This window comes from Sphingobacterium sp. N143 (assembly GCF_030325625.1).
Classification (GTDB): domain Bacteria; phylum Bacteroidota; class Bacteroidia; order Sphingobacteriales; family Sphingobacteriaceae; genus Sphingobacterium.
This window is the reverse complement of the sequence record NZ_JACAIS010000006.1, coordinates 245,857-269,051: the sequence shown is the minus strand read 5'-3', so window position 1 is coordinate 269,051 and position 23,195 is coordinate 245,857. Positions and strand designations below refer to the sequence as shown.

The window sequence follows — 23,195 nt, the reverse complement described above, 5'->3', positions numbered from 1 at the left end:
CGAGTTTTCGAACTTCAATTAATTATAATTGTATGTACTAAAAGAATAGCTTATAGCTTTGGTTTTTACATTTCTTAAACTAGAGTTTTCATTTGCTATCTTTTAATAATCGGTTCAGAATTAATTGTTATATAACTTATTGGAACCTAACAATTACATTTTCAATCAAATCTTCAATAAAATTTATTGCTTTACTTTCTTTTACTATGACTGTGTTTGGATGAGCAGCGGTATTACGAGTTCCTAGCTTTTCGTCTAAAATCTTCCGTACATCATTGGAAATTAATCTTGCTACACGTAGTAGTTCAATAAAGTCGTTTTCTTTAATGTCAGAAAAATGCTCTTTCTTCGAGATAGTAATTTTTTTATATTTCCCTTGTGATTGTATTGCAGTATTAAAATCGGTAAGGTAGCTTTTTAAAATGAACTCATAAAGGACATCCATAGTTAAAAGCCAACACATTATTGTTGCAGCACGAAAGCTCTTAATCTCAAAACAAGAAATTGCTTCTTCTAGGAAGGTCTTCTGCTCCTCGCTTGTTATCTTGGTTAACAACTGCCTCAAACTTGAAGAGATTTGCTGAGTATGTTTGTTATCGAGATATATACTGTCAAGCTCTTTTTTGCTAATTCTGTGAAAGGAATATTGGCCATTTTTTTTAACAAAGACAGGAGGCTTCCCTCTCAACATTCTGCCAATACAGTCAGAAATATTAGTAGGAGGATTTATGTCGTTATTCACGAAACTAGACCTGATTTCTGCTGTTGAGAATACCTCCTTCACTTCAGTTATGCAATAGAAATATGCAATAAGTTTGACTTGTTCTAATTGAGATAATTTCTCAAAACCATCTATTCTGTCTATAAATTGACCAAGCTTTTGATTATCTTCCATCTTTTTCTTCCATTCGTAATCTGTCGATGTGGATTTCACCCACTCTCTCTACAGTCCACCCCCCGTTTGGGTGATCCTTAAACCATTTTTTTGTATTTTTAATATTGTTAATAGTCTGCCGTAAATGATTTGGCCTATCTTTCATATTTAATGCTCTAAATGCATAATCAATATTTCCTTCTAAAAAGCTATCTGTATTATTTATTATGTGTGCATAATATGCTATTAAAAGAATTTTTTCGCTGGATGTAGATGGTTGATGTTGCTTTAGAAACTCTTCCAACGACGTTTTACTCTCTCCTTTAAATATATCAAATTCCATAATCTCTACGGGTTTAACTGATGTTTTGCGATTTGAAGAGGCCGTAGTTTTCTTTTTCGGACTTTTGAATGGTCTACCATTAGAGCGTTCACCTTTTATGAGCGATAAAATCTTTTCTAGGCCTGAAGGTTTAAATTTAAATTCATTTTCATTGACTGTTTGGATAGTTTCTGAAAATAACTTCTTCCACTCGCGTAGAAAATTTCTTTGCCGGCTTGGTGTTTTGCGTTTTTTTAAATATCGTTCCTTTACAGAATCTTGTGAAAATGTTTTGGTACCCTGTTCACTTTCATAAAATGCATAAACTGAAATCCATTCACTTTCCGAGCATTCAAATACAGTAGAATTTTCTAAATCATTTACATGCGGTACTTCTCCAATAGATGAACTCATATTTTGACTAGGCCGTGGGGCCAAGGTCGCTTCTTGTTGCTCGACATTAGTCTGCCACTCGGAATTCTCTATTTCATTATTACTTATCGTTGTCTCGTTTATTCTAGAGGTATGTGGAAGACTTAAATAAGAGGCATTCTCAAAAGGGCTCACTGAAATGGCTTTATTATTAGCTATTGCAGCCACTAGTTCTTTTATCCCGTCTTTTCCGACATCATCAGTAAATGAAATTTCATAGGAGGTCTCTGCTTCATTTTTTCGAAATTTTATGGTATTCATCGCTGCCTTATAGGTATTGGCGTTGGTCGTCGGATGGCCACAATTACTACAGAACTTAGCGTCCTTACTAAGTATTGAATTACAGTTTTCACATTTTAATTTGCAGCCACAATTAGAACAAAAAACGGAACTATTTGGTACGGCAGTCGAGCAAGAAAAACATATAATTTCCATAATAATCAAATAGGTTTGCGTAAAGTTAAAGATTTTTTGATCATTTTACGCTTTAAGTTTATATAATGTTGTATTGTTGCATATAATAAAATGAAAAATATTTATTAACCGTACATATATCCCCCAAATGATGGCGACATTTACGGGTAATCTTCTACTTTGCGTGGTAAAAAAGAATGGAATATTAGATGATCATTAACACTCTTGTAGTTTTCTTAATGCTAAAATTAATATGTAAATACATGCATGTATCCAATCTTTAATGAATTCAATATATATTTTAGAAGTTTAAAGAAGTATTTCCTAGAGTCTATTAAGTTACAAAGCATATACAAACCTCCCATTCCCATCCTTTTTATTTGTCAACTTAGGAGTTCCTTTTGTACCATTGCAAGCCTTTAAGGCATTCGCCAGAAACAACGGACGTATTGTGCTTCCAAGCTCTTTCTCACAATCTTTGAGAATCTGTAAGGCGTTTTTAGGCCCGGTAAAATATCCTGTGGAGATTTGGTGCAATACCCAATCTTTAACCGATTGTTCTGTGATTATACTTGGGGATTCGAGTAATAAATCTTTTGGTTCGGCAGATAAGGTCGCTATAAGTTCAATTCGGCCATCTTTGAAAAGTTTTTCAGCTTTATAAACAACTAAGTCAGATTTATTCTTGGATGCAGATATTTGAATTGTATATTCTGAGTTAGTGATATCAGGCACTATTTGATCAATAACACAATCAAAAATTTCACGAAATATATTGGTAAATGGTACGGAGTAAATTAAAGTATGGGTGAGATCTTCAGCATCACGAACATAAAAGTCGCGTTGGCCCATGAGAAAAGAAAGCTCGAATTGACTATAACCTCTTTTCTTCCTCAAAAGAAATACATTGAGTGTTTTTTCGACCTCTATACGTGGCATGGCAGTAATGTTAATTATTTTAAATTTAAGATCAACTTGCATAAAATTGGCCATTTCTTTGACTACAAAGATACTAATCCTTTTTCTGCTTACCGATAAGAATATATGTGTTAAGATCGCCTCTAAGCATTACTTTAAGTCTTTTGTTTTTACCTTTCACTGCATTTTCCAAAGGTTGGGTAAAATCTTGAGAAACCCAATTTTTATTCTGAACTCTATTACACTCTTCAACAATTTCTTTTAACGTATGAGAAGTTTTAAAAAAATCTGTTGCTTCTATTATAGCATTTAAAGTTATAGTTGGGCCGGATCCAGGAGGAATCGCGTGGACCTTTTTAGCTACTTTTTCGTTGCTTAGTACTTCTGAAGGATATAAATCATAAATTGTATAATGATTTTTTCCTTTAAACTCTAATTCTAAACTAGGATTTTCATTGATATATTTATTTATATAAAGTATTATATCTGATAAGACTTCGTCACTATAGCTTCCTTCATTCTGTTCATTTTCCATTGTTCCAATATAATTGGAGCTTTTTCCAATGCCTTTGGAAAGCTGGCTAGCAGATAAATTGAAGTGAATTCTTATACGTCTAACAGCGTTAATATTGAAGAGTTGTATAGGAAAGATAAAAACTGATTTTGCCATTTTCCAAGTTGGTAAAGAAAAATGTGTATCATATTTATAGGTAATAATTTGATTTTTAAAAACCACTTTTGTATCTTTGTTTTAGAAAGATATTAGATCAGTCATCTATATAGTTTAGGTGTTTAAATCAAGAGTCTTGCGCCTGTAATTTCTCACGCCACAACGCAAGGCAGTAGTTTAAATACCCACGTCTATACTTTTATGCTATATTTGCATGTAAGATAGATGTGGGCGCTACTGTAAATCCGTGTTGTGTAAGGCGTGAGAACTTTATTTCAGGTACGGTTTGTAGCCCCACATTTATCATTAGGCCACCAACCGACAAGACTCGTTTTATAAACGAGTTATGAACAAAAAACAAAGATCAAAAAACATCATCACGGCCCCCGAGTAGCTCGGCTGGTTTGACCAAATAAGGTTTGGTTTCTCTTGCCATGAACTGCGTAACGCCAATATTATACACCTGTGACCCCTCATTCAAACGCGGTTTGGCTCCCAGAATGAATTAATTATTACAAATGTGAACTGAGTAACATCAGGCTCCCAATAAGAGCTGATTTCGATCGGAGAGGGGATGCTATGTACTTTCGGTTACGGATTTACTTACTGAAAAATGAACAGGATTTTAGCCCTACAATTTGCTTTTGACTGGATGATTTATGATGTCCATAAGGTCGATTATGCTGGGTCAACAGACGCGAAAGAGCGCATTGGAAAAAAGATGGAATTGAGCAAAAAAGTTGCTGAGTTTTTCAGTCGGTTATCGAAATAACCACTAATAAACAAATTATGAATACCCCAAGATTACTAGCCTTTGTAAGGCTTTATATAACCTATATACTTCAAGTACGTGTTAAGCACTATTTAAGTACGGATAGCGTACTGTTCAAAGTGTTGAAAGGCAAAGAGACGTTTCTGATGGGATTTATCCTAGTTTCTATGTTTAGTTTATCGGCTCAGACGCCCCGCAAGGACAGCGGGGCCAATGGGCTTCTTTCTATTGCTGCGATCAATGTGGGAGATAGAGTTCCAGATGATTTCTATACACGACAGTATAAAATTTTTAAAGATGGAAATCCAATTATTACAGATTTAACGCATCTGAAAGGTAAGCTGATCATCTTGGACTTCTGGGCTTCATGGTGTGGAATGTGTCTTACGCAAATGCCAAAAGGGGAGAAGCTGAGCCAACGTTATGCAGATACGTTGGCTATGGTACTTGTCAATACTAAACATCGGCGGGATGACCTTGCCAAAATCAAAAAGACATATACTGAGAATCTGTCCAGAATAGGAGGGAGCTCCCTGCCTACGGTCTATGAGGATGAATACCTGATTCGTTTATTTCCACACGCTTCAATTCCGAGGTATGTGTGGATCTCACCGCGTGGTACAGTGCTGGCTATCACAGGATATACCTTCGTAAATAAAAAACAGATTGATGATGTAATCGACTTGTTAAGGGGGCAGGGAAACTATGAATAGATTATTGACTTACCTGCTTCTCTCTATGCTGCTTTTATTTTTCAACGAGGTAAAAGCACAGCACAAATACATCGGTACGGTGTTGGATGAGACTGACCAGCCTATTGCTGGTGCAACTATCAAATTGACCATGGCTAAGCTGCAAATAAGGACGGATCGCGAAGGAAAGTTTCAATTCGCGACTACAGATCTTAATGAACAGTTGACCATAAGTCATACGGCGTACAATACTCAGATTATTCTGCTTTCTGAAGCCAAAAATAATACCCTTCGGATTATCCTCGCTAAAAAAACGAACCAACTCGAGGAGGTGATGGTAGAAACAGGCTATCAACGCATCCCTAAAGATCGGGCTACGGGTGCTTTTGCACAGGTGGATGACAAGGTAATTATGCAAAGAACGTCTTCGGGGAATATACTGGATCGGTTAGAAGGTAATTTTTCAGCTTTGCAGATGGATCGACGTAACGGTACCAATCAGATCAATATTCGAGGTATCAATACGCTTTCGACTGCACTGATGGGGCCATTGATTATTGTCAACGACCTGCCCTTTGAAGGGGATATCAATTCCATCAATCCCAATGATGTGGAGACGGTTACACTACTTAAAGATGCGGCGGCAACGTCGGTCTGGGGTGCCCGTGCTGGGAATGGCGTGATCGTGATCAAACTCAAAAATCATGGAAGGCGTAAAGGAATGACTGTTGACTTTTCGTCCAATCTGACCATGACCGAAAAGCCTAATTTAATGTATGCTCCCAAAATGTCTTCGGCTGAATTTATTGAGGTAGAGCGAATGCTGTTTGACAAGGGCTTTTACAATACTATATTGAATGGTACAAATTCCAATCGTGGTATTGTTTCTCCAGTAGTGGACGCACTACATGATCATACGAATGGGCTGATCTCACAACAGGAAGTGGATGCACGTATTGAAAAATATAAGACGCTGGATTATCGCAATGAGTTGCTCCGTCATGTTTATCGCAATGGTATACTTAGTCAAAATAATATTGCCCTGTCAGGTAGTGGTGTGCAGAGCGGATATCGTATTGGGATTGGCTATGACAGAAATGCGCTCAACAAAAAAGAGAGTGCTAGCCAGCGGCTTGTGATTAATGGGAGCTATCAACTGAATTTTTGGAAGCGGTTTAGACTGGAGAGCAATCTGATGTATTCCAATATGCAGAATAGCTATAATCCTGGCCTCACGGATTATCCCATATCCGTGGGGGGAGGAAGGACCAATCTCTATCCGTATGCGCAGTTGATGGATGACTCCGGTGATCCCTTGGTCATTCCATCACAGTATAATTTTAGATATATGGAATCTGTTGCTGCACGTAACGAAGGGCTGCTGGATTGGCTTTATAAACCCTTAGATGAATTTGGTAAATCCAAAGCCAACAATAATACCAATTATTGGAATGCTGGCCTTAAATTATCGGTCAAGTTGTGGGATAATCTGGATATTACTGGCCAGTATGGCTTTGAAGGTCAGCTGGGAAGCACCCGGACATTGCGTGGACAGGAGTCTTTCTTTACCCGTGATCTCATCAATCGCTTTACGCAGATCGACAAGGGTTCTGTAAAACGGGTCATACCTTTCGGAGGGGTTTTGACCAATGGGAATAATGATTTTACGAGCCATAAAGGAAGGATTCAACTCAATTTTGCTCAAAAATGGAATAATCTGCATGAGCTTAACTTTTTTGGCGGATCCGAGGTGTCTACAAGGACAGAAGAGAGTAATTTATTTACAACTTATGGGTTTGATGAAAAATTGTATGTCGGTCAATTGGTAAATCCTGTGGACGCCTATCCGATCTATGATGGTCTTGGCGGTTTGAGCCGTATTCCCTATACAAATGGTTTTGATAAACGGACGCGGCGCTATGTTTCGTTGTTTGGAAATGCTTCGTATACTTACAAGGGACGCTATATCTTTTCAGTCAGTGGACGCAGGGATGCTTCCAATCTGTTTGGGGTAAATGCCAACAATAAATGGAATCCACTCTGGTCTACCGGTCTGGCTTGGAAAGTTTCGGACGAAGCTTTTTTCCCAAAGAGCAATGTTATCAACGGTCTGAAGTTGCGCTCTACATGGGGACATAGCGGAAATTCTGGGGGCATGACCACAAGTTTACCGATCATAACCTATATGTCAGGTCTAAACACCGATGTTAGCACTTTTCCGCGTGCTATCGTGTCGCTCCTTCCCAATCCATCGCTTCGATGGGAGGATGTACGTATGATTAACGTGGCCTTGGATGCGACACTTTTCAATAATAGAATCTCGCTGTCTGCGGATGCTTATTTCAAAAAGTCTACTGATCTCTTTGCTTCAGATCCAATCGATCCGACCTATGGTTTTAGTACCGTAAGACGCAATGTAGCTATGGCCTCGGGAAAAGGAATAGACATAGATCTAAATGCTAAAATTATCGATGGTACTTTTAAATGGATCTCGAAAGTACTGTTTACTGTCAATAAAGATAATGTGGATAAATATTATGGTGGTACGTGGCGTGCATCGACCTTTACCTCTTATGCCGGGCGAAATCTGTCCCCCGTGGAAGGTAAAGCTCTTTATCCGGTATTTTCGTATCGCTTTATGGGACTTGACCCTACGAATGGTGATCCGCAAGGATATCTTAAAGGAGAAGTCTCAAAAGATTACACCAAACTGTTAGCTGACTCTATGCAAAATTTGATCTACCATGGTACAGGTATACCGCCATATTATGGGTCATTGAATCAGACATTTATATGGAAGTCTTGGATGTTTACGGTGAATATTGCTTATAAGTTTGGTCATTTCTTCCAAAAGGAAACCATACGTTATCAGGACCTTTTTAATGGCTGGCGTACGCATGGAGATTATGACCAACGATGGCAAAAACCGGGGGATGAGTTGAGGACAACGGTACCGTCGATGACCTATCCGGCTAACGCGAATCGGGATAATTTTTATGCGTATTCCGAAGAAAATATTGGTAGGGGAGATGTAATACGACTACAGGATCTCCGATTGCAGTATCAATGGAGGCTAGCCCATAAATATCCGGTTCAGTTTTATGCTTCGGTAAATAATGTGGCTTTGTTATGGAAAGCAAACAAGTGGGGAATAGACCCCGATTTTAACAACATGCCCCCAGCTAGAAATTATAACTTGGGGCTATCAGTTCATTTTTAAATAATGGTGCATATGAGGTATATTATGTATATAGGTATAGTGTTACTGGGCGTATTCTCCCAGTCTTGTGCCAAATTTCTGGACGAAAAGCCGCAGTTGTCTGCGGCCACACCTGATAAGGAGGAGGACCTAAGAGCGCTCTTGGACTTTGAGTCCCAGATCAACCTCTATTATCCTGGGCTGATCGAACTGGGGACTGATGATTATTACTTGACTGATGTAGATTATGGGAAAATGCAGGCAAGCTATCAGGAGGCTTATACATGGGATAAGAATATGCTTTCTATAGATGTTGGTTATTGGCGAACCTGTTATAATACGATTATGATATCTAATATTGTATTGGAGGGAGTAGAACGACTGCAGCCAGTTAAAAATATTGATATCCAAGGTGAAGCGATGTTTGTCCGTGGTTTGGCGCATTTTTATGTCGCTCAGTTATATTGTCCTGTATTTGATAAAGATACAGATAGTCCCTATGGGGTGCCAATTCGGTTGACCTCTGATTTTAATGTGCCTGTTACCCGAGCTACTGTTCACGAAACATATCAGCAGATTATTGAGGATATCAAAGGGGCTATTCCTTTCCTAAAAGATCAGGCGGCTGAAATCAATAGGCCAAGCAAACGTGCGGCTTATGCAGCCCTAGCTCGTATCTATCTAAGCATGTTAGACTATGAATCGGCCCGATATTATGCCAATCAATGTCTAAAAGTAAATGCCGATTTAATGGATTTCAATGCAATCGATCCTGCACCTGCTTTTCCTTTTAATCCAAAGAATGTGGAGATGATATACTACGGTTCTACAATATCTGGGAGCAGCGCTCTACATAATGGTACGGCAAGGATACCAAAGCCTTTATATGATTTGTACGATGGTGATGATTTGCGAAAACAGGTTTATTTCAAATCTATTAACGATACAGAATATGCTTATAAAGGATATTATTCTGGACGGTCTGCTTCTTATTTTGCTGGATTTGCAAATGATGAGCTTTATTTGATCCGTGCGGAATGTAATGCACGACTAGGTGCTCGGGCTGAAGCTGTGGCCGATCTCAACAAATTGTTGGAAAATAGAATTGTTAAGGGAGCTTTTGAAGCATTGAAACCGTTAGATGCGAAAGAATTGTTAAGCATCATATTGAACGAACGACGTAAGGAAATGCTATTTCGTGGTGTAAGGTGGTCAGACTTGAAACGCTTGAATTTAGATCCCGATCATGCTGTCGATCTCTTTCGTGAGATCAATGTCAATGGAGAAATAAAAAGGTACGAGTTGCCAGCTAATGATCCAAGATATATCTATCCGATACCGGCGGAGGTGATTATTCAAAGTAACATCCTGCAAAATCCGAGATAGAGAAAGAAGACCGGCTTTCGTGAAGGAAAGCCGGCTTTGTCGTTTTAATGATTGGAACGGAATGCTTGTACGGTAGTGTTTGGATTCAAGGTAGATTCTGCATCTTGAATTTCGCTTTCTACAGTTGAACCGGAAGATTGTACATATGTCATGTCTGGTTGACCTGAACCATCGTCCGGGGCTGAGATGGAGCAGATTTCTTCCGTCTTATCACCACACTCAAATTTCGGTGTCAAAGCATAGTTCGCTGGATTTGTCGGGTCCGAATCAACGAGCTCATTGTTGTACCAAGTTTGGTTTGCCCGTGTTGCTGTAGTGTTTGGCTCTACTTTCACTTCCTCTTTTTCAATAAAACTTTGGGTACCGTATGCAAGACCCAAACCTAATAATGCTAATGCGCTGGCACGTAGCCAGCTGTTTCTTTTTGTTGCCATAGGCTTTAAAATTTAGTTTATAAAATGTTTTATTAAGCCAGCATTCTTCGCTGGCTTTAATACAAAGTTGGATATAAACTATGATCAGTTTTTGCCTGACCTATGGGGGCTATTTTTTGGAAATTTCCCTGTTAAAAGAAAATATTGCGCCTCCTGTACGGTATGGCGCGAAATACCGAGTAGATCGGCCTGCTCAATCTGTGTAGTCGCAGCCTTGATTTCGGGCAGTAGCTTGGCAAAGTGCAGGTAGCGATCAAAAGGAGAGTGGCCTAAAATGGCACGCCTCAATAGCGCAAGCTGTCTTTTCTTTTTATTGCCCAAGACGTCTATCAGCGTGTCGATAGATTTCTCATTTTCTTGAAACTGCCGGAGGATGAGGTGCGGAATCGCAATAATGATTCCCGAACGGAGGGCTACTATATTGCCCGGGTGCAAATTGTGCGTGTAAAGGTGACTGGTCGTCATCAGGGCCATGTTGGGAATGGCGAGGCTCATAATCTTGCGTTTGCCTGTATTGGGATTTTCCTCAATCCGGGCCAATAGCCCGGTGGCGACAAAATAAGTCATCTCCGAACGATGATCAGTTGAGCTGAGTTGCTCGCCACGTTTGACAGTCTTGACTTTGAGATTATCCTTGGCCCACTGATAATGAAAGTTGTCTATTGTATGATATTTTCCCCAAAAATCAAACAAGAGTTTTAGTCCAGCCTTGTGGCTGCGCTTATCCGTCATAATGTGTTGTTTTTAGTTTATCTGGCTTACCTTCAGTAATATATGGTTTGTAGTAAAACTACAATCTTTAAAAACTAAAAACGAAACTACCCTTATAAAGGCTTTTGCCTCCCATCAAACCCAACTTGATAGCGATTTGCCGAGCATAAAACGATGTGCGCCAGACAAACGGCAGATGACGGTGCTGTCCTTTGGTACCTCCGATAATAGTTGAATTTTTACCGCCGATCGATCCACAGTCTTCAGTGCCTGAAGCCGTAAAGCTGTTGCGAGAACAGCCGATGGTTTTATTTTTTGAACGAGATATATCGTGGAAATTACAGTAGTATTAGCGCAGTTTGGACTCTATGACCCAAAACCGCTTACCATTAAGGACCTCATGCTTGGTATGGGTGAAGAGGAAGAGGACCGGAAATGCAATATTGCATTCCCATAATAACCAATGTTAACAATGGACATGTTGTGCCATGGCTCTATGGCACAGCATGTTCTCTCTATTGACCTTAAAATTTTTATATGCAATTTAATTGGAAAGCCGCTATGCTGGCCTACACTGAAAAGGATTGGCGGGAGTTTGTATTTTTCTCGGCCAATATGCAACATCTTCTGGGTATTTGTAACCTCGATATCCAGCAAAATCTTCATCGCGCTGTGATCAATTTCTCGAATCGACAGGCCGAAGTCAACGTCTTCGGATTGCAGTTTGATGGCAAGCCCTCCTGGCTTCCTCCGCCTGAGAAGCCTGGATTTATCCTGACTTTTCATTTTGGATATTATCGGGCGGTACCAGCCTTTCTGCTCCAGCTAGGCTATAAGCTCTGTATACCTGTGGCAGAAGAGATCATAGACCAGCAGATGCAATATTACAAGGATCAGCTCGGAGATAGCTGGCAACAGCAAGTTATATTTCTTAAGGCTGAGGATCCTTATCTCTTCTTTAAACTACGCCGTCAGATGGATCGTGGCTATCATGTATTCTGTTACCTCGATGGTGGTCTAAGTGCAGCGAAAGATGCTGCTCGGTACAAATTGAAAGAAATACAATTTTTAAATGGTCGCATAGCCGTACAGCATGGTATATTGGATATGGCTCATCTGCTTGGAAAAAACCTGACAATTCTGATCGCCGAAATACCGCTGGAGAATAATCCCGTCACCATCCGTACACTGGATCACTGCCCTGTGAACTGGTTTCCGAATCGTCAGTATTTTACAGATTACTTTATCAGAGTCATCTATGAGGATTTTGAAGAGGTCCTGTTGGGCCATCCCGAGGCTTGGGAAGCCTGGCTTTATCTGCACAAGACAATGTCGCCAAGTTCGGACGAAAGTCGATGGGGGATAGATCAGCGTATTATCCTATTTAAAAATGCAGATCAGCACCTCCTGCTCGACAAATTTACCTACCTCAGCTATGCATTGCCTCTGCATGTAACAAACAAGTTTCTAGATAAGATTTGTTTTGATAGGGATGTGTTATTATTTTTAGGTTATTAATTTTAAATATATATTAATAATTTGTGAATAAACTCTTGCAAACCAATTGGTTCAGGCATTTTTGTTTCTGGATTTTATACGCGCTTTATTTTTTTGCAGTTAACGCTTTGGGCAACGATAGAATGTCAGGTACGGTGGCGACGGTTACTGTCTTCTACTGTGCGATCATATTCTATGTGGTCTCCTTCGTATTAAAGAGTTTTTTTAGTCGGGGAAAGCTATTCATGACCCTGGCAGTACTGGGCACTTTTTATGTGATCTCAGGATGTGTGGTGTATTGGCTCTTATATGGAAGTCTTGGGATAAAAATTGTGAATGGTGCTTATGTGGTCTCCGGAGGTTCTTTTCGTTGGGGGCAGTTTATACAGACATTGCTCGTGATGCATGGTAATTACACGGTGATTGCGTTGGTTTATTACCATTACAAAGGAAAGCTTAAAGAGTTAAACGAAAAACTCGCAGCAGTCGAAAAACAGCTCGAGGCCGAATCCAATATGAAAGCCTCACAATATACGACTTTCTCTGCGCAGGTGCATCCGCATATGATGGGAAATATCTTTAACCATCTGAAAAAAGAGATTGCTCCTAAGGATCCCGAGCTGGGACGTCAGATCGGTGAAATCTACCGCTTGATGAAATTCTATATGGACGCACACGATGCGGACGGACCGAACAAAATATTGCTGTCGGACGAAGTGGCGGCGCTTCAACAGTACCTATCCATACAAGCACAGATCGAAAAAGATCCTTTTTATATTCAATTGCGCTGCACAGGCAATCTGATGCGTTTCGGAATTGCTCCCACGACCTTACAGACACTCGCCGGCAACCTGTTTAAGCATGCCGATATCTGGGACAAGCAGCATCCCGCCAGCATTGATGTCCTCGTCGAACACAGTGGCTATATGATCCGTGTCAAAAATAGAAAGCGCCCGGGGCGGCAGATTCTGCCGAGCCATGGGGTGGGCCTGCGGAATGTGCGCAAACGCATGGAGTATCTGTTTGCGGAAGATTTTACCATGTCGGAAATGCAGGATGAACAGACCTATGAATTGACGCTTTGTGTGGAGAATTTCAAGAATTAGTAATGGAAATAAATGAACTAAAAACGGATAAATATGAGCAAAATATGGATTGGTGTCATCATCGATGACCAACAGGCATGTATTGATCATCTGCTCGAGATGGTGACGGAGATCAGTTATGTGGATATTGTCAGGACATTTAACAATCCACAGGAAGCAAAAATCTTCCTGCGGGCCAACAAAGTGGATTTTATCATCCTCGACGTGGAGCTGGGGAAGACCAACGCCTTTGATTTTCTGCGGACATTGCCCAGCTCAAATTTAAAAACGATCCTTTATACGGCTCATCGGCAATATGAGGATCCGGGCTATGATATCAATGTCGTTGATGTACTGCTCAAAGAGGTGTCCAAGAGTAGATTTTATGCCGCCCTGCGCCGCGTGGATGAGGCACTTGGCAAGCTAATCCCGATTATCGGACATGATTCGTTGGAACATTATTCCCATTACTTTATGATCAAAGGGCCGGTGCGTTACGATCGTACTGAAGTGAGGCTGAAGAATGTGATCTACGTGGAAAGCAGCAATGGCCATGTTATCTTTCACCAGATTGGCAATAAGACCTCGGTTTGTAACAGCTCCTTAAAGGAAGTCAAAGAAAGGTTGCCCGTCAAGTGGTTTATGCAATGCCACAAGAGCTTTATTATCAATAATAGCTTTTTTTACAGTTATGGGGCCGATGGCATACTGATGACCGAAGGAACAAAAAAGAAGATCCCCGTAGGCGACAAAAAACTGTATCCCGACTTCTTTAACTTTATTAATTCCAATATCCTTGGAGGCTAACCTCGATGTAACCTATTAACCCTATTAACCATTTTAAAAATATGAGAAAACAATGCTTTAACAATGCAGGCCGAAAGACAGATGCTCATCTGCTGAGGACCCTACATCTACTCTTTAATGAAATTCAAAAATTGAAAAAAGCAGTGCTGGACAGCCTTCCCCCCGAAGATATTGATCCCGAGCTGCGTGATACCGACTTTGTCAAGGATACGGTCGGCGTATCGGACCGTACGCTGCTGCGGTACCAGAACCTGGGCTTGATCCAGGTACATCGGCGTGATAAAGGCGGAAAAAAGTACTTTAAGCTAGACGATGTGCTCCGGCTCAAACGCTATCTCAATGGTGGATAGTACAGGTTGCTGCGAAGTGTTTTGGCCTTAGGCTTTCGCTTCGCAGCATTTATGGTCTTTCTTTGCCCCGACGATAGGCTATGGCTGCCAGTATAGCGGGCCGGCACCTATCATTGGCCTACTGTGAGCCTATCCAGCTAGGTCGTTGGTGGGTGCGATCCAGGTCATGGCCGGCTCCATACCGCAATTTGGTCATAAGCAGGCTAATCAAAAGGCGGTATAGGCTGTGGCTATCCACAGTCATGGCTTCCTTTGGTGTGCTTCTTTGTGCATTTGTTTATCCTGTTTTGCTGTTTTATTCCTGTTTTGTTTGCTGTGCTGCAGCTCCCATATTTCCCTGTTTTGCTGCTCTTTCGTACAGCTTTATTCTAAGGAATGGACACTATAAAAGCTGCTCTTATTATCTTTTATAACCAAAAAAATGCATCGCTATTTGGCGGCCATCGGACAAGATGTAGGTCAGCGTCGGCCAAGCACCGGACAATCTGTTTTGTAATCTATTATTCTGTTTATTAATGTTTTATGTTTGTTCTGTCAAGCGAAAATACCGGTATAAAAATCTTGGCGATTTATTTTTTAATCCTTTAAATTTTTTAAAATGGGAACAATTGTAAATGGAGCAAATGGGGCTTTTCGAGGTAAGGCCGGCTCAGTGATAGGTGCCAGTTGGAAGAGTATCAATTACATCAAAGGACTCTATAAAAAGAGCAACAAACCGCATACGGAGGCACAGCTGATCGTGCAGGCACGCTTCAAGACGTTGATGCGTTTTCTGCTGCCGATCAACAACTTTCTAAAGATTGGCTTTGGCCAGAAGCGCGCAGACCGGCTCACGCCGATCAACTATGCATTCCAGTTCAATCAGGATGAGGCGATCCAGGGTGTTTATCCGGATCTGACCTTGGATTATAGCAAGATCAGGCTGGCCGATGGAAACTATGGTGCTGGCGGAACGGTAGCCGTCGCATTCGATGCTGGCGAGATCACGGTGTCCTGGTCGCCAGAGAATAACGTTGTCTACGAAACCAAAGACGACGACCTGGTGTATCTGGTCTGTTATCATCCGTCCAAAGATGAGTTTATGACCTCGCCAACGGTGCCCACAAGACAGTCTGCTGGGGTCTCCTTTGGGGTGCCGGAGCACCTGCTCGGGGATGTGGTGCATGTCTGGTATTTTATGGCGGACCGGACCAAGACCAAAATCTGCAGAAGTAGCTACCTGGGTGAGGTTATGCTTGCCTAATGCGTAAAAAAAGGGCTAAGGGCACATTTGGTGCTCTTAGCCAATTTTAGGTCTTAAACAACTGACGTTAGCATTTCATTTATTAAAACAAAAAAGCATAGATGAATCAAAGAAATCAAAACAAACCTGTGGGGCAGCTGCTGACGCAACGCAGGTTCTATCTGGCCAACCAATTTTTGTATCCCCTGGCCTCGATCATCAAAGAAGGATTTGGCCCGCGGGTCCGACAGGCAAAAAAGAGGCTGACAGCACGCAACCTGGCGATGGCCCATGCCATCAAATATGCCATCAAGGGGGAGTACCCGGATCTGTTTGTTGACCCTGCACTTATCTTGCTCTCCGATGGACCTGTCCGGGGGATTACGGTCGGCCATATCATTCGGGATGCAGCAATGCTGCGGGTAGACTTCGATGGTGGCGAGATCACAAGGATAAACCATGATGATGAGGTCATGCTGCTGGCCTATGACCAAGAAGGCCGGGTCGCTGTCCGCAATGAAACGCTGGTGCCCCGTTCGGCATCGCGTGTGCTGCTGGAGCTGCCCGATTATATGCAGGAGGCTAGACTGCACCTGTATGTACTGCTCCGTGACCGGGATCGGATTCAGTATTCGCGCAGTCAGTATCTCGGAAGTGTATGATTATTATTTTATTATTTAACATTTAAAAACACAACGATATGAACAGTGTAGAAATCAAAAGGGGCTGGTTCGGTCCCGATGAAAAGCTGGTGGTCGAGCCTAAATATATGCTCGCTATCATTAGTCTGCTATCGGCGATTGTTTTCTTATTCGTCGGAAGCACGCTGCAATTTTTGGATCCTGCAGCGGGTATATTGGATCTGGGGGCCTTATCATTACTTTATTTTGGATTGATGGCAGGCCTGGTATTTATCTGCTGCTGTACTTGGCTGCAGGAATACCTCTGGAAGCCTTTCAAATACTACAGGCAGGACATTTATTATCATTTTAATCAATTGAGCTCATGGCAACAATCTATTCTCTATTTCTCGGTATTCTTTCTTTTTCTTTTTGCTTTTCTACAGCTGTTAAAAATGCTGTTTTAAGCAGCAGGACTGCAATGCATGAACCATACGTTGGCAAGTCTGACCGGCTAAGCCTGCAGATCGATGGCTTAGATCTGCCATCAAAAGGAGAAGTGCGCAATAGCATTCTCCGGATAGCGACAGCCGAAATAGGCGTCCGGGAGGAAGGGGGAGAAAATCGTGGTCTGCGGGTGAAGGAATATCTTGCTTACGTCGGGCTGGGCGGGGGATATCCCTGGTGTGCGGCATTTGTGAGCTGGTGTTATGGGCAGGCTGGACTACCATCGCCCAGAACGGCTTGGTCGCCGGCACTTTTCCCAAAGCGTCGATTATACAAGCCACGTGAAATTTCTTTGGGAGCGGTGAAAACAGCTGATCTATTTGCAATTTACAGCATTGGCCTGGGGCGTATTCATCATGTGGGACTGGTAAAATCATATAAGCGTGGTGTGTTGGTCACCGTGGAAGGAAACAGTAATGACCGTGTGGAATCACGTCGGCGCCCCCTGTCAACGGTCTATGCGATAGCTAACTGGGTTGGTTGATTTTTAAAATTAATATTTCAGGCACGACTTAACATGTCTGCCTGAAATTATTGTATCAAATTATATTCAGGTGAAAGAAATGAAAATCTATCAGGTGTCTTGTTTAATCGCTGTTTCTCTACTGTTGGGATGTGGTATCTACAGCAAAAAATCTCAGCGTGAACAAAAATCAGAAAATTCATATAAGCAGTATGAAGAGCAGCGTCTGCTTTTCCATCAGAAGCACATGGACAGCTTATCCACCTATTGGTATTTTTGGACGGATAGTCTGTTGTCATTCCGCCCGGACAGTGGGCTGAGTGCACATGGGGGACGAATGTATGTGCAGCAATCGCGAAGCACCCTTGCCGAGGGAATTTTAGATGCCCGTCAGAAGAATGCACTGGAACAAGGTTCATTGGATTCGGTTACAATGCCGGATAAGCGGGCCTTTTCGTTTGATTCTTTATTCGTTGTAATTAGCATACTTTCGGCTCTTTTATACCTCATTTGGCGGGCTCGTCACACAATGAGGTAGTGTTTTATGCTATACGGGCATGATGCAGCCATCAGCATCATAGCGGATTTAAACGGGTAGATTATGGGGGATACGAGATTGCAATAGCGTCAAAGAGCTGGGGTAATTATTTCAATATGTTGTAAGTCAGTATAATTTACTTAAATTTATAACAGAGGTAATTGTTGAAATAAGCATAAAGGAGACAATACATGATAACAAAATACACATCGGGAAGATAGCTTAATGCCGAGCGTATTGCTTCTCAAAAATTGTAGGGTTAACAATTTAAGAAATAATAAATAGCCTGTATATGAAAGTAAGCCGTTGTGTAAGAAAAAGCGATTTATAAATATTTCAACTGAGGATTATCTAAACGATGATGGTAACCGAGGTATAATAATGATGTATACCGCTAAATCAAGAATGACCATGTTTAAATATGCCGAACCGATGGGTAAACTGCGAGATTACATTGCTTTCTTTTGGCAAGTGGAGGTTAACCATGAGCCTGGGGAGTCTTACGCCTATAATTACATTGCGACGTCAAAACCAGTATTTCTATTTAGATATTGTGGTGAGCACGTCAAGATATCAGGTACAGATCAATCATTTATACACCAAGCCAGTATTGTTGGACAAAGTGAGACATATACAAATTATCAGGTACTTTCGGATAGGACTTCGTTTTTCGGTGTCCGGTTCTATCCCTGGGTTTTGCCCGAACTTTTCGGTATATGTGCTACTGAACTCACCAATGGCAGCCTTGATATCCTATCCTTGCTGGGACGAGAAGGAGATAGATTAGTATCTGACATGTTGAAAAGTGCTCATTTCGACAAACGAATCGAAATAATTTCTACCTATTTAAGCGCAAAAATTCAGAATCCAAGTAAAAAATTCTTACAGGCGCAACAAAGTATAGTATTAATCCATTCTAACGAGGCCGAAATTACGGTAGATGAGCTTGTGCAGCGGGCACATATTTCGGAACGACAATTTGAACGGAACTTCAAAACCCTTACTGGATTCTCTGCGAGAACGTATCTTAAAATTATCAAATTTGAGCGGGCGTTGAAAAATATGAAAAACTCAATACATCGGAATGACTTGCTTACCTCTATAGCCCTGGATAGCGGATACTATGATCAAGCTCATTTCAATCGCCATTTTAGACAATTTACAGGAAAAAGCCCCTTAAATCATCTAAACTCTCATCCTTACTAACGTTAGACTGAAAAATGTCGGTTCGGTACAATTTATCTGTTTCTATTCATCTGATCTTTGTCTTAGTTTTAAAGCTTACCGGATAGTAGGTCTTTTCACAATCAAAATTTGAATAGTTCATGGAGCCAGAGATCACATTAATTTTTGTTTTTGTTGCGACACTTGTTGTTTTGAAATTTTTCAAAAGGAAATTTTTATGGAAACAATCGGGGCAGATTGCCATGTCAGCTATGTTAATTGTAACATCAATTGGACATGTTATATACAGCGTCGGAATGGAGAAAATGATTCCAGCGGTAATACCATTTAAAACAGAAATAGTCTATTTGACAGGTTTGTTTGAGTTTGCCTGCGCGGTAGCCTTATTCTTCCCTTCATTAAGGAAAATAACCGGATGGGTTTTAATAATCTTTTTGACTCTGATTACACCGGCGAATATTTATGCAGCTGTAAATAATATCAATATTGAAACCGGCCGTCAGGATGGCGATGGACTTGCTTATCTCTGGTACAGGATACCCCTTCAAATACTTTTTATCTCTTGGGTTTATTTTAGTTCCATTGATAAAAACAACGACAATCCGGATATAAAGAAGAAAATTAATTTAAAAAAATAAATAATGGAAAATTTTGATCAAATCGTTATGGAGTTCAACTCGTTAATAAAGAGTTATAATTTCTTAGAAGCACTCCATAAATTTTACCACCTTGATGTAATATCAGCAGATAACACAAACCCCAGTATTGTGGGGCTAAATAACCTTGTAAAAGAGACCGAACATTTTATAGAGCATGCTCAAATTGAATTTATAGCCCTTCGGTCTATTACCGTTGAGAAAAATCTGACCGTGAGCAATTGGCACTATAAATTTACGCATAAAACGTTTGGTTTGATTGATACAAATCAAATATCAGTTCAACGTTGGCGTGATGGAAAAATATTTCAGGAACATCATTTTTACATTTCGTAACATGAATTATCGCGTTAATCTCATGAAAAACGAGTATAACATGGTATATAGGACGCTTCCATAGCTTTGATTATTTGTGGCATTTATTATTTCTTTCTGCTGTTTTATTATTTCCCGTTGGGGTTTTATTATTTCTTTGCTTCTTTAAAAACAGGGCTCCATACCTGCCCCTCCATTAGGTGCAGCACCCTGCCTGGGCGTCAGCTGCTACTTTCTCGTACGCCTCCAATCAAACGTAGCCTCGTCTAAAAGCGGGTGGATATGGCTATCGCTTCTGGTGATCCTGGGCGGGATAGCATATTTGTCCGACAATCAGCTGGACAAGGAAAAACCTTCCAAAATAGATGAACATGAAAAAGAAACGGATATGAACGAAGAAAGAGACCTCTCGTTGTTGAAAGGAATGCATACGCTCGCGGAGGAATTTTTGCTAATATTACACGAATTTTAATAAATTAGATTTATGAGATATTTAGTAGTCCTATTGTTAGGCTTGTTCACCTGCTATTCGGCCGTTGCTCAAAATCAAGCGAAGGGAGATCGTTCCGGGAAAGATGAAAAGACTTATGTACTAGTCGCCAATAAGATCAATACTGATTTTAATTACGAATTGCTGGATGATTTTGAGGAAAATTTCTCAGGCTTGATCAAGCAAAATAACAGTCGGGAATTGATATTTAACCCGATAAATGGCAAGTATCATTATTACAAATTTATTGCTACCTATAAGGCTAAAGGCTTTTCGCCAGATCCAGCCAATGTCAAGCCGGATCAAACCTTTCATAATATTTTGATCATTAAGACCGATGACTATCAAAAGATCGTGGATGGATACCATTTTGTGCTCGAATGGAGCGAAAAGCCCTTATCTTATCCATTATTTAGGGTCAATGCTACAGGCTTGACATTGCAGGACGGATTATCATTGAAGCCATTGAATTTAAAAAGAGTGATGGACGATACGGACTTTGATAGCGATGGGAAAATAAAATTGTCAGGAAGGTAACCAAGATAACGGTAATCCTCAGCATCCACCATTGAAGGGAGGAGCCCGGCATCTGGATGAAACCTATAGACTGAACAGGAAATCTATTTTAGGTTGGCAGCAAGCAGCGCTGGGAAGAGGTTGCTAATCTGATCTATGAGCTGATTTTTGCCAATGAGCCTTACGAAGCCTCGCGGAAAGCAAATAATTCACGTCAGCTGCGAAGTGGCTCGAATGTGGTCTACAGAAGATTCCTGCAGCAGAATAATCGTGATCTGTGCAAGATGCAGATTGGTAAGGATGGATTTTCAAAGGACCGTTAGGCTTGATGATATTCTTCGCCCCATCGGTGCAGATCTAAGATAATCGGTTCCAGCTTTCTGCCTTTTGGGGTGAGTGAGTATTCCACCGTCGGCGGAACTGTGGCATAGGCCACCCGTTTGACGATATCAGCGCTCTCCAGATTCTTTAATACCTTGACCAACATACGGGTATTGATATTGGGTATTGTCCGCTCCAGTTCCTTGAACCTTTTTGTCCCGTCAGTCAGTACATAAATAATCGGAATTGACCATTTGCCACCGACAATTTCCAAGACATCTTTTAATACGCAGTTAAATTCTATTTTATTTTTCATGGCTGATCTTCAGATTTCTCAATTCTTTACCTTTTGTTACTACTGTACATTTGTGTAACTACTTGCAAAAGTAAAGTATAGGGAATAACTTTACAAGAAAATAGGGTGTGAAACACAAAAAAAATGGTCATGAAACAGTTTAAGAAAAATGATACGGTGTTGTTACTGATCGATCATCAGGTAGGAACACTCAACTGGTCGGTGAGCCGTCCAAAAGAAATGATTGTCAGCCGTACGGTAACATTAGCCAAACTGGCAAAGGCGCTCGATATTCCGGTAGTTCTGACAAGTAGCCAGGAAACAATGGCTCAGGGGCTTTTGATTCCTGAATTACAGGAGATACTTCCCCAAGAATATGCAAACAGGGTCAGGAGAGAAGGTATCACCAACGCATGGAATGATGAAAACTTTAAGAAAGCGGTAGAGGAAGCTGCGGGCGGGCGCAAGAATGTCATCATGGCGGGACTTACACACGACGTTTGTATTGTATATCCGTCCCAATCGATGACCGAAGAGGGATATGATGTACAGGTGGTCATTGATGCCGGTGGATCTCCGACACAGATTGCGGATGAAGTGGCCCGCCGGACTTGGGAAGATGCCGGCGTGCGTACGACAACCATCAATCAATTGGTGGCCGAGCTGATCCACAGTTGGTCGACTGAAGATGGACAGAAGGTGATGCCGATTCTTTTTGAAGACATATTCTCCAATATTGGAAAGTTCATATAGACAAAGATCATGTTAAAGAAAATCGATAACTCAAAAAAAACAGGAAATAGCCATATCGCCATCCTTTTTCCGGGATTGGACCTGGGTGACAGGGATACTGGTTATTATAGCATAGGACGCATTGATCAGGCCAATATCCAGGCCGGGGCGGTAATCAAGATGCATCCTCATAGCAATGACGATATCCTTTCTTATTTCAGAACGGGAAAGGTCAAGCATACGGACTCCGAAGGTTTTGAAGAATTTATTACACCGGGACGGTTGATGCTCATGAAGGCCGGGAAGATATTTCACCATGAGGAGGCTGTCCGGGAAAATGTAGAAGGACTACAGATATTTATCCGTCCGGGAATGAAGGATAGCCGTCCTGAGGTGATTTTTCAGGAACTTGAACAGGTGCATAGTGTGGATCAATGGCGCCTGATCGCTTCGCCGGATGCGTCGCGGACCAGACTCCAACTGAGCAGCAAGACCTGGATATACGATATGCAGGCCACGGCTGGAAAATCATTTGCGCTGCCTGAAACATTCGGCCCCGATTTTGGCCTGCTCCTGTATGTATTTCAGGGAACTATTGCCGTAAACAATGAAATCGGCCTTGACAAAGGGGAAAGCTTGTTTATTCAGGATGAAGCTATCAGTTTCACTACGGAGAACAATGCGGAACTGGTCTTATTTGTTACGGATACGACAGCGCCTTATTACGATGGGGGTATGTACAGCGGCAATCAGAAATAGCCCCGGACTGAAT

General features: G+C 41.2%; 27 protein-coding genes and 1 pseudogene. 20 read left to right on the top strand and 8 right to left on the bottom strand.

Translation table 11 applies throughout. The features are described 5' to 3' along the window. Positions 1–136: 136 nt before the first annotated feature. The 5 genes and pseudogenes from HX021_RS13530 to HX021_RS13515 form a co-directional block, all read right to left on the bottom strand. Positions 137–895, bottom strand: coding sequence for a hypothetical protein (locus HX021_RS13530; RefSeq protein ID WP_286590938.1), 759 nt, complete (start codon positions 893–895; stop codon positions 137–139). Then, positions 885–1,889, bottom strand: coding sequence for a hypothetical protein (locus HX021_RS13525; protein WP_286590936.1), 1,005 nt, complete (start codon positions 1,887–1,889; stop codon positions 885–887). Before HX021_RS13525 ends, HX021_RS13530 begins: the two co-directional genes overlap by 11 nt. Before the next feature lie 48 nt (positions 1,890–1,937). Next, positions 1,938–2,063, bottom strand: a pseudogene (locus HX021_RS21705) (double zinc ribbon domain-containing protein); the annotation flags it as partial. A gap of 318 nt (positions 2,064–2,381) precedes the next feature. Then, positions 2,382–3,023, bottom strand: coding sequence for a hypothetical protein (locus HX021_RS13520; protein ID WP_286590935.1), 642 nt, complete (start codon positions 3,021–3,023; stop codon positions 2,382–2,384). A gap of 31 nt (positions 3,024–3,054) precedes the next feature. Further along, entirely contained in the window at positions 3,055–3,696 is a 642-nt protein-coding gene (locus HX021_RS13515) for a hypothetical protein (protein ID WP_286590934.1), read from the bottom strand. Positions 3,697–4,243: 547 nt separating this feature from the next. Between HX021_RS13515 and HX021_RS13510 the strand changes: the two genes are divergently transcribed. From HX021_RS13510 to HX021_RS13495, 4 genes are read left to right on the top strand one after another with little or no spacing between them, the layout of a single operon-like run. After that, positions 4,244–4,402: a hypothetical protein gene (locus HX021_RS13510; protein ID WP_286590933.1), complete on the top strand. Its 159-nt coding sequence runs from the start codon at positions 4,244–4,246 to the stop codon at positions 4,400–4,402. A gap of 17 nt (positions 4,403–4,419) precedes the next feature. After that, complete coding sequence (locus tag HX021_RS13505) at positions 4,420–5,115, top strand: TlpA family protein disulfide reductase (RefSeq protein WP_286590932.1); 696 nt, start codon at positions 4,420–4,422, stop codon at positions 5,113–5,115. Continuing rightward, entirely contained in the window at positions 5,108–8,314 is a 3,207-nt protein-coding gene (locus HX021_RS13500; RefSeq protein ID WP_286590931.1) for a SusC/RagA family TonB-linked outer membrane protein, read from the top strand. The genes HX021_RS13505 and HX021_RS13500 overlap by 8 nt, the downstream gene beginning before the upstream one ends. Before the next feature lie 12 nt (positions 8,315–8,326). Beyond that, positions 8,327–9,679 (top strand): RagB/SusD family nutrient uptake outer membrane protein, encoded by a 1,353-nt coding sequence (locus HX021_RS13495; protein WP_286590929.1) that lies wholly within the window; start codon positions 8,327–8,329, stop codon positions 9,677–9,679. Positions 9,680–9,723: 44 nt separating this feature from the next. Here HX021_RS13495 and HX021_RS13490 read toward each other — a convergent pair whose 3' ends face one another. After that, entirely contained in the window at positions 9,724–10,113 is a 390-nt protein-coding gene (locus HX021_RS13490; RefSeq protein WP_286590928.1) for a hypothetical protein, read from the bottom strand. Positions 10,114–10,197: 84 nt separating this feature from the next. Then, positions 10,198–10,845: a Crp/Fnr family transcriptional regulator gene (locus tag HX021_RS13485; protein WP_286590927.1), complete on the bottom strand. Its 648-nt coding sequence runs from the start codon at positions 10,843–10,845 to the stop codon at positions 10,198–10,200. A gap of 310 nt (positions 10,846–11,155) precedes the next feature. Here HX021_RS13485 and HX021_RS13480 point away from each other — a divergent pair, with 310 nt between their 5' ends. The 14 genes from HX021_RS13480 to HX021_RS13415 all read left to right on the top strand — a co-directional run bounded on the left by HX021_RS13480 (position 11,156) and on the right by HX021_RS13415 (position 21,096). Then, entirely contained in the window at positions 11,156–11,281 is a 126-nt protein-coding gene (locus HX021_RS13480; protein ID WP_286590926.1) for a hypothetical protein, read from the top strand. Positions 11,282–11,361: 80 nt separating this feature from the next. After that, entirely contained in the window at positions 11,362–12,342 is a 981-nt protein-coding gene (locus HX021_RS13475; RefSeq protein WP_286590925.1) for a hypothetical protein, read from the top strand. Positions 12,343–12,365: 23 nt separating this feature from the next. Further along, positions 12,366–13,427: a histidine kinase gene (locus HX021_RS13470; RefSeq protein WP_286590924.1), complete on the top strand. Its 1,062-nt coding sequence runs from the start codon at positions 12,366–12,368 to the stop codon at positions 13,425–13,427. Between the two features lie 33 nt (positions 13,428–13,460). Continuing rightward, complete coding sequence (locus tag HX021_RS13465) at positions 13,461–14,213, top strand: LytR/AlgR family response regulator transcription factor (RefSeq protein ID WP_286590923.1); 753 nt, start codon at positions 13,461–13,463, stop codon at positions 14,211–14,213. Positions 14,214–14,254: 41 nt separating this feature from the next. Further along, positions 14,255–14,563, top strand: a complete 309-nt coding sequence (locus HX021_RS13460; RefSeq protein ID WP_286590922.1) for a MerR family transcriptional regulator — start codon at positions 14,255–14,257, stop codon at positions 14,561–14,563. 598 nt (positions 14,564–15,161) lie between these two features. Next, on the top strand, positions 15,162–15,806 hold the full coding sequence (locus HX021_RS13455; RefSeq protein ID WP_286590921.1) for a DUF6266 family protein: 645 nt from the start codon (positions 15,162–15,164) through the stop codon (positions 15,804–15,806). Between the two features lie 101 nt (positions 15,807–15,907). Beyond that, complete coding sequence (locus HX021_RS13450) at positions 15,908–16,447, top strand: DUF6266 family protein (RefSeq protein WP_286590919.1); 540 nt, start codon at positions 15,908–15,910, stop codon at positions 16,445–16,447. Positions 16,448–16,485: 38 nt separating this feature from the next. Beyond that, positions 16,486–16,872, top strand: coding sequence for a hypothetical protein (locus HX021_RS13445; RefSeq protein WP_286590918.1), 387 nt, complete (start codon positions 16,486–16,488; stop codon positions 16,870–16,872). Between the two features lie 14 nt (positions 16,873–16,886). Continuing rightward, entirely contained in the window at positions 16,887–17,396 is a 510-nt protein-coding gene (locus HX021_RS13440) for a CHAP domain-containing protein (RefSeq protein ID WP_286590917.1), read from the top strand. Positions 17,397–17,490: 94 nt separating this feature from the next. Beyond that, complete coding sequence (locus HX021_RS13435; RefSeq protein WP_286590916.1) at positions 17,491–17,913, top strand: hypothetical protein; 423 nt, start codon at positions 17,491–17,493, stop codon at positions 17,911–17,913. Positions 17,914–18,294: 381 nt separating this feature from the next. Continuing rightward, a complete protein-coding gene (locus HX021_RS13430; protein WP_286590915.1) occupies positions 18,295–19,119 on the top strand; it encodes a helix-turn-helix domain-containing protein in 825 nt (274 codons plus the stop codon). Positions 19,120–19,238: 119 nt separating this feature from the next. Then, a complete protein-coding gene (locus HX021_RS13425; protein WP_286590914.1) occupies positions 19,239–19,736 on the top strand; it encodes a DoxX family protein in 498 nt (165 codons plus the stop codon). Positions 19,737–19,739: 3 nt separating this feature from the next. After that, on the top strand, positions 19,740–20,090 hold the full coding sequence (locus tag HX021_RS13420) for a SnoaL-like domain-containing protein (RefSeq protein ID WP_286590913.1): 351 nt from the start codon (positions 19,740–19,742) through the stop codon (positions 20,088–20,090). Positions 20,091–20,553: 463 nt separating this feature from the next. After that, complete coding sequence (locus tag HX021_RS13415) at positions 20,554–21,096, top strand: hypothetical protein (RefSeq protein ID WP_286590912.1); 543 nt, start codon at positions 20,554–20,556, stop codon at positions 21,094–21,096. A 298-nt stretch (positions 21,097–21,394) separates the two neighbouring features. On the opposite strand, the gene HX021_RS13410 is transcribed toward HX021_RS13415, so the two are convergent. Then, on the bottom strand, positions 21,395–21,712 hold the full coding sequence (locus tag HX021_RS13410; RefSeq protein ID WP_286590911.1) for a winged helix-turn-helix transcriptional regulator: 318 nt from the start codon (positions 21,710–21,712) through the stop codon (positions 21,395–21,397). A 129-nt stretch (positions 21,713–21,841) separates the two neighbouring features. On the opposite strand from HX021_RS13410, the gene HX021_RS13405 reads away from it, so the two are divergent. Next, positions 21,842–22,444 (top strand): isochorismatase family protein, encoded by a 603-nt coding sequence (locus HX021_RS13405; RefSeq protein WP_286590910.1) that lies wholly within the window; start codon positions 21,842–21,844, stop codon positions 22,442–22,444. A gap of 9 nt (positions 22,445–22,453) precedes the next feature. Continuing rightward, positions 22,454–23,182 carry a pirin family protein gene (locus HX021_RS13400; RefSeq protein ID WP_286590909.1) on the top strand — a complete coding sequence of 243 codons (729 nt, stop codon included), beginning with the start codon at positions 22,454–22,456 and terminating at the stop codon, positions 23,180–23,182. Positions 23,183–23,195 lie beyond the last annotated feature (13 nt).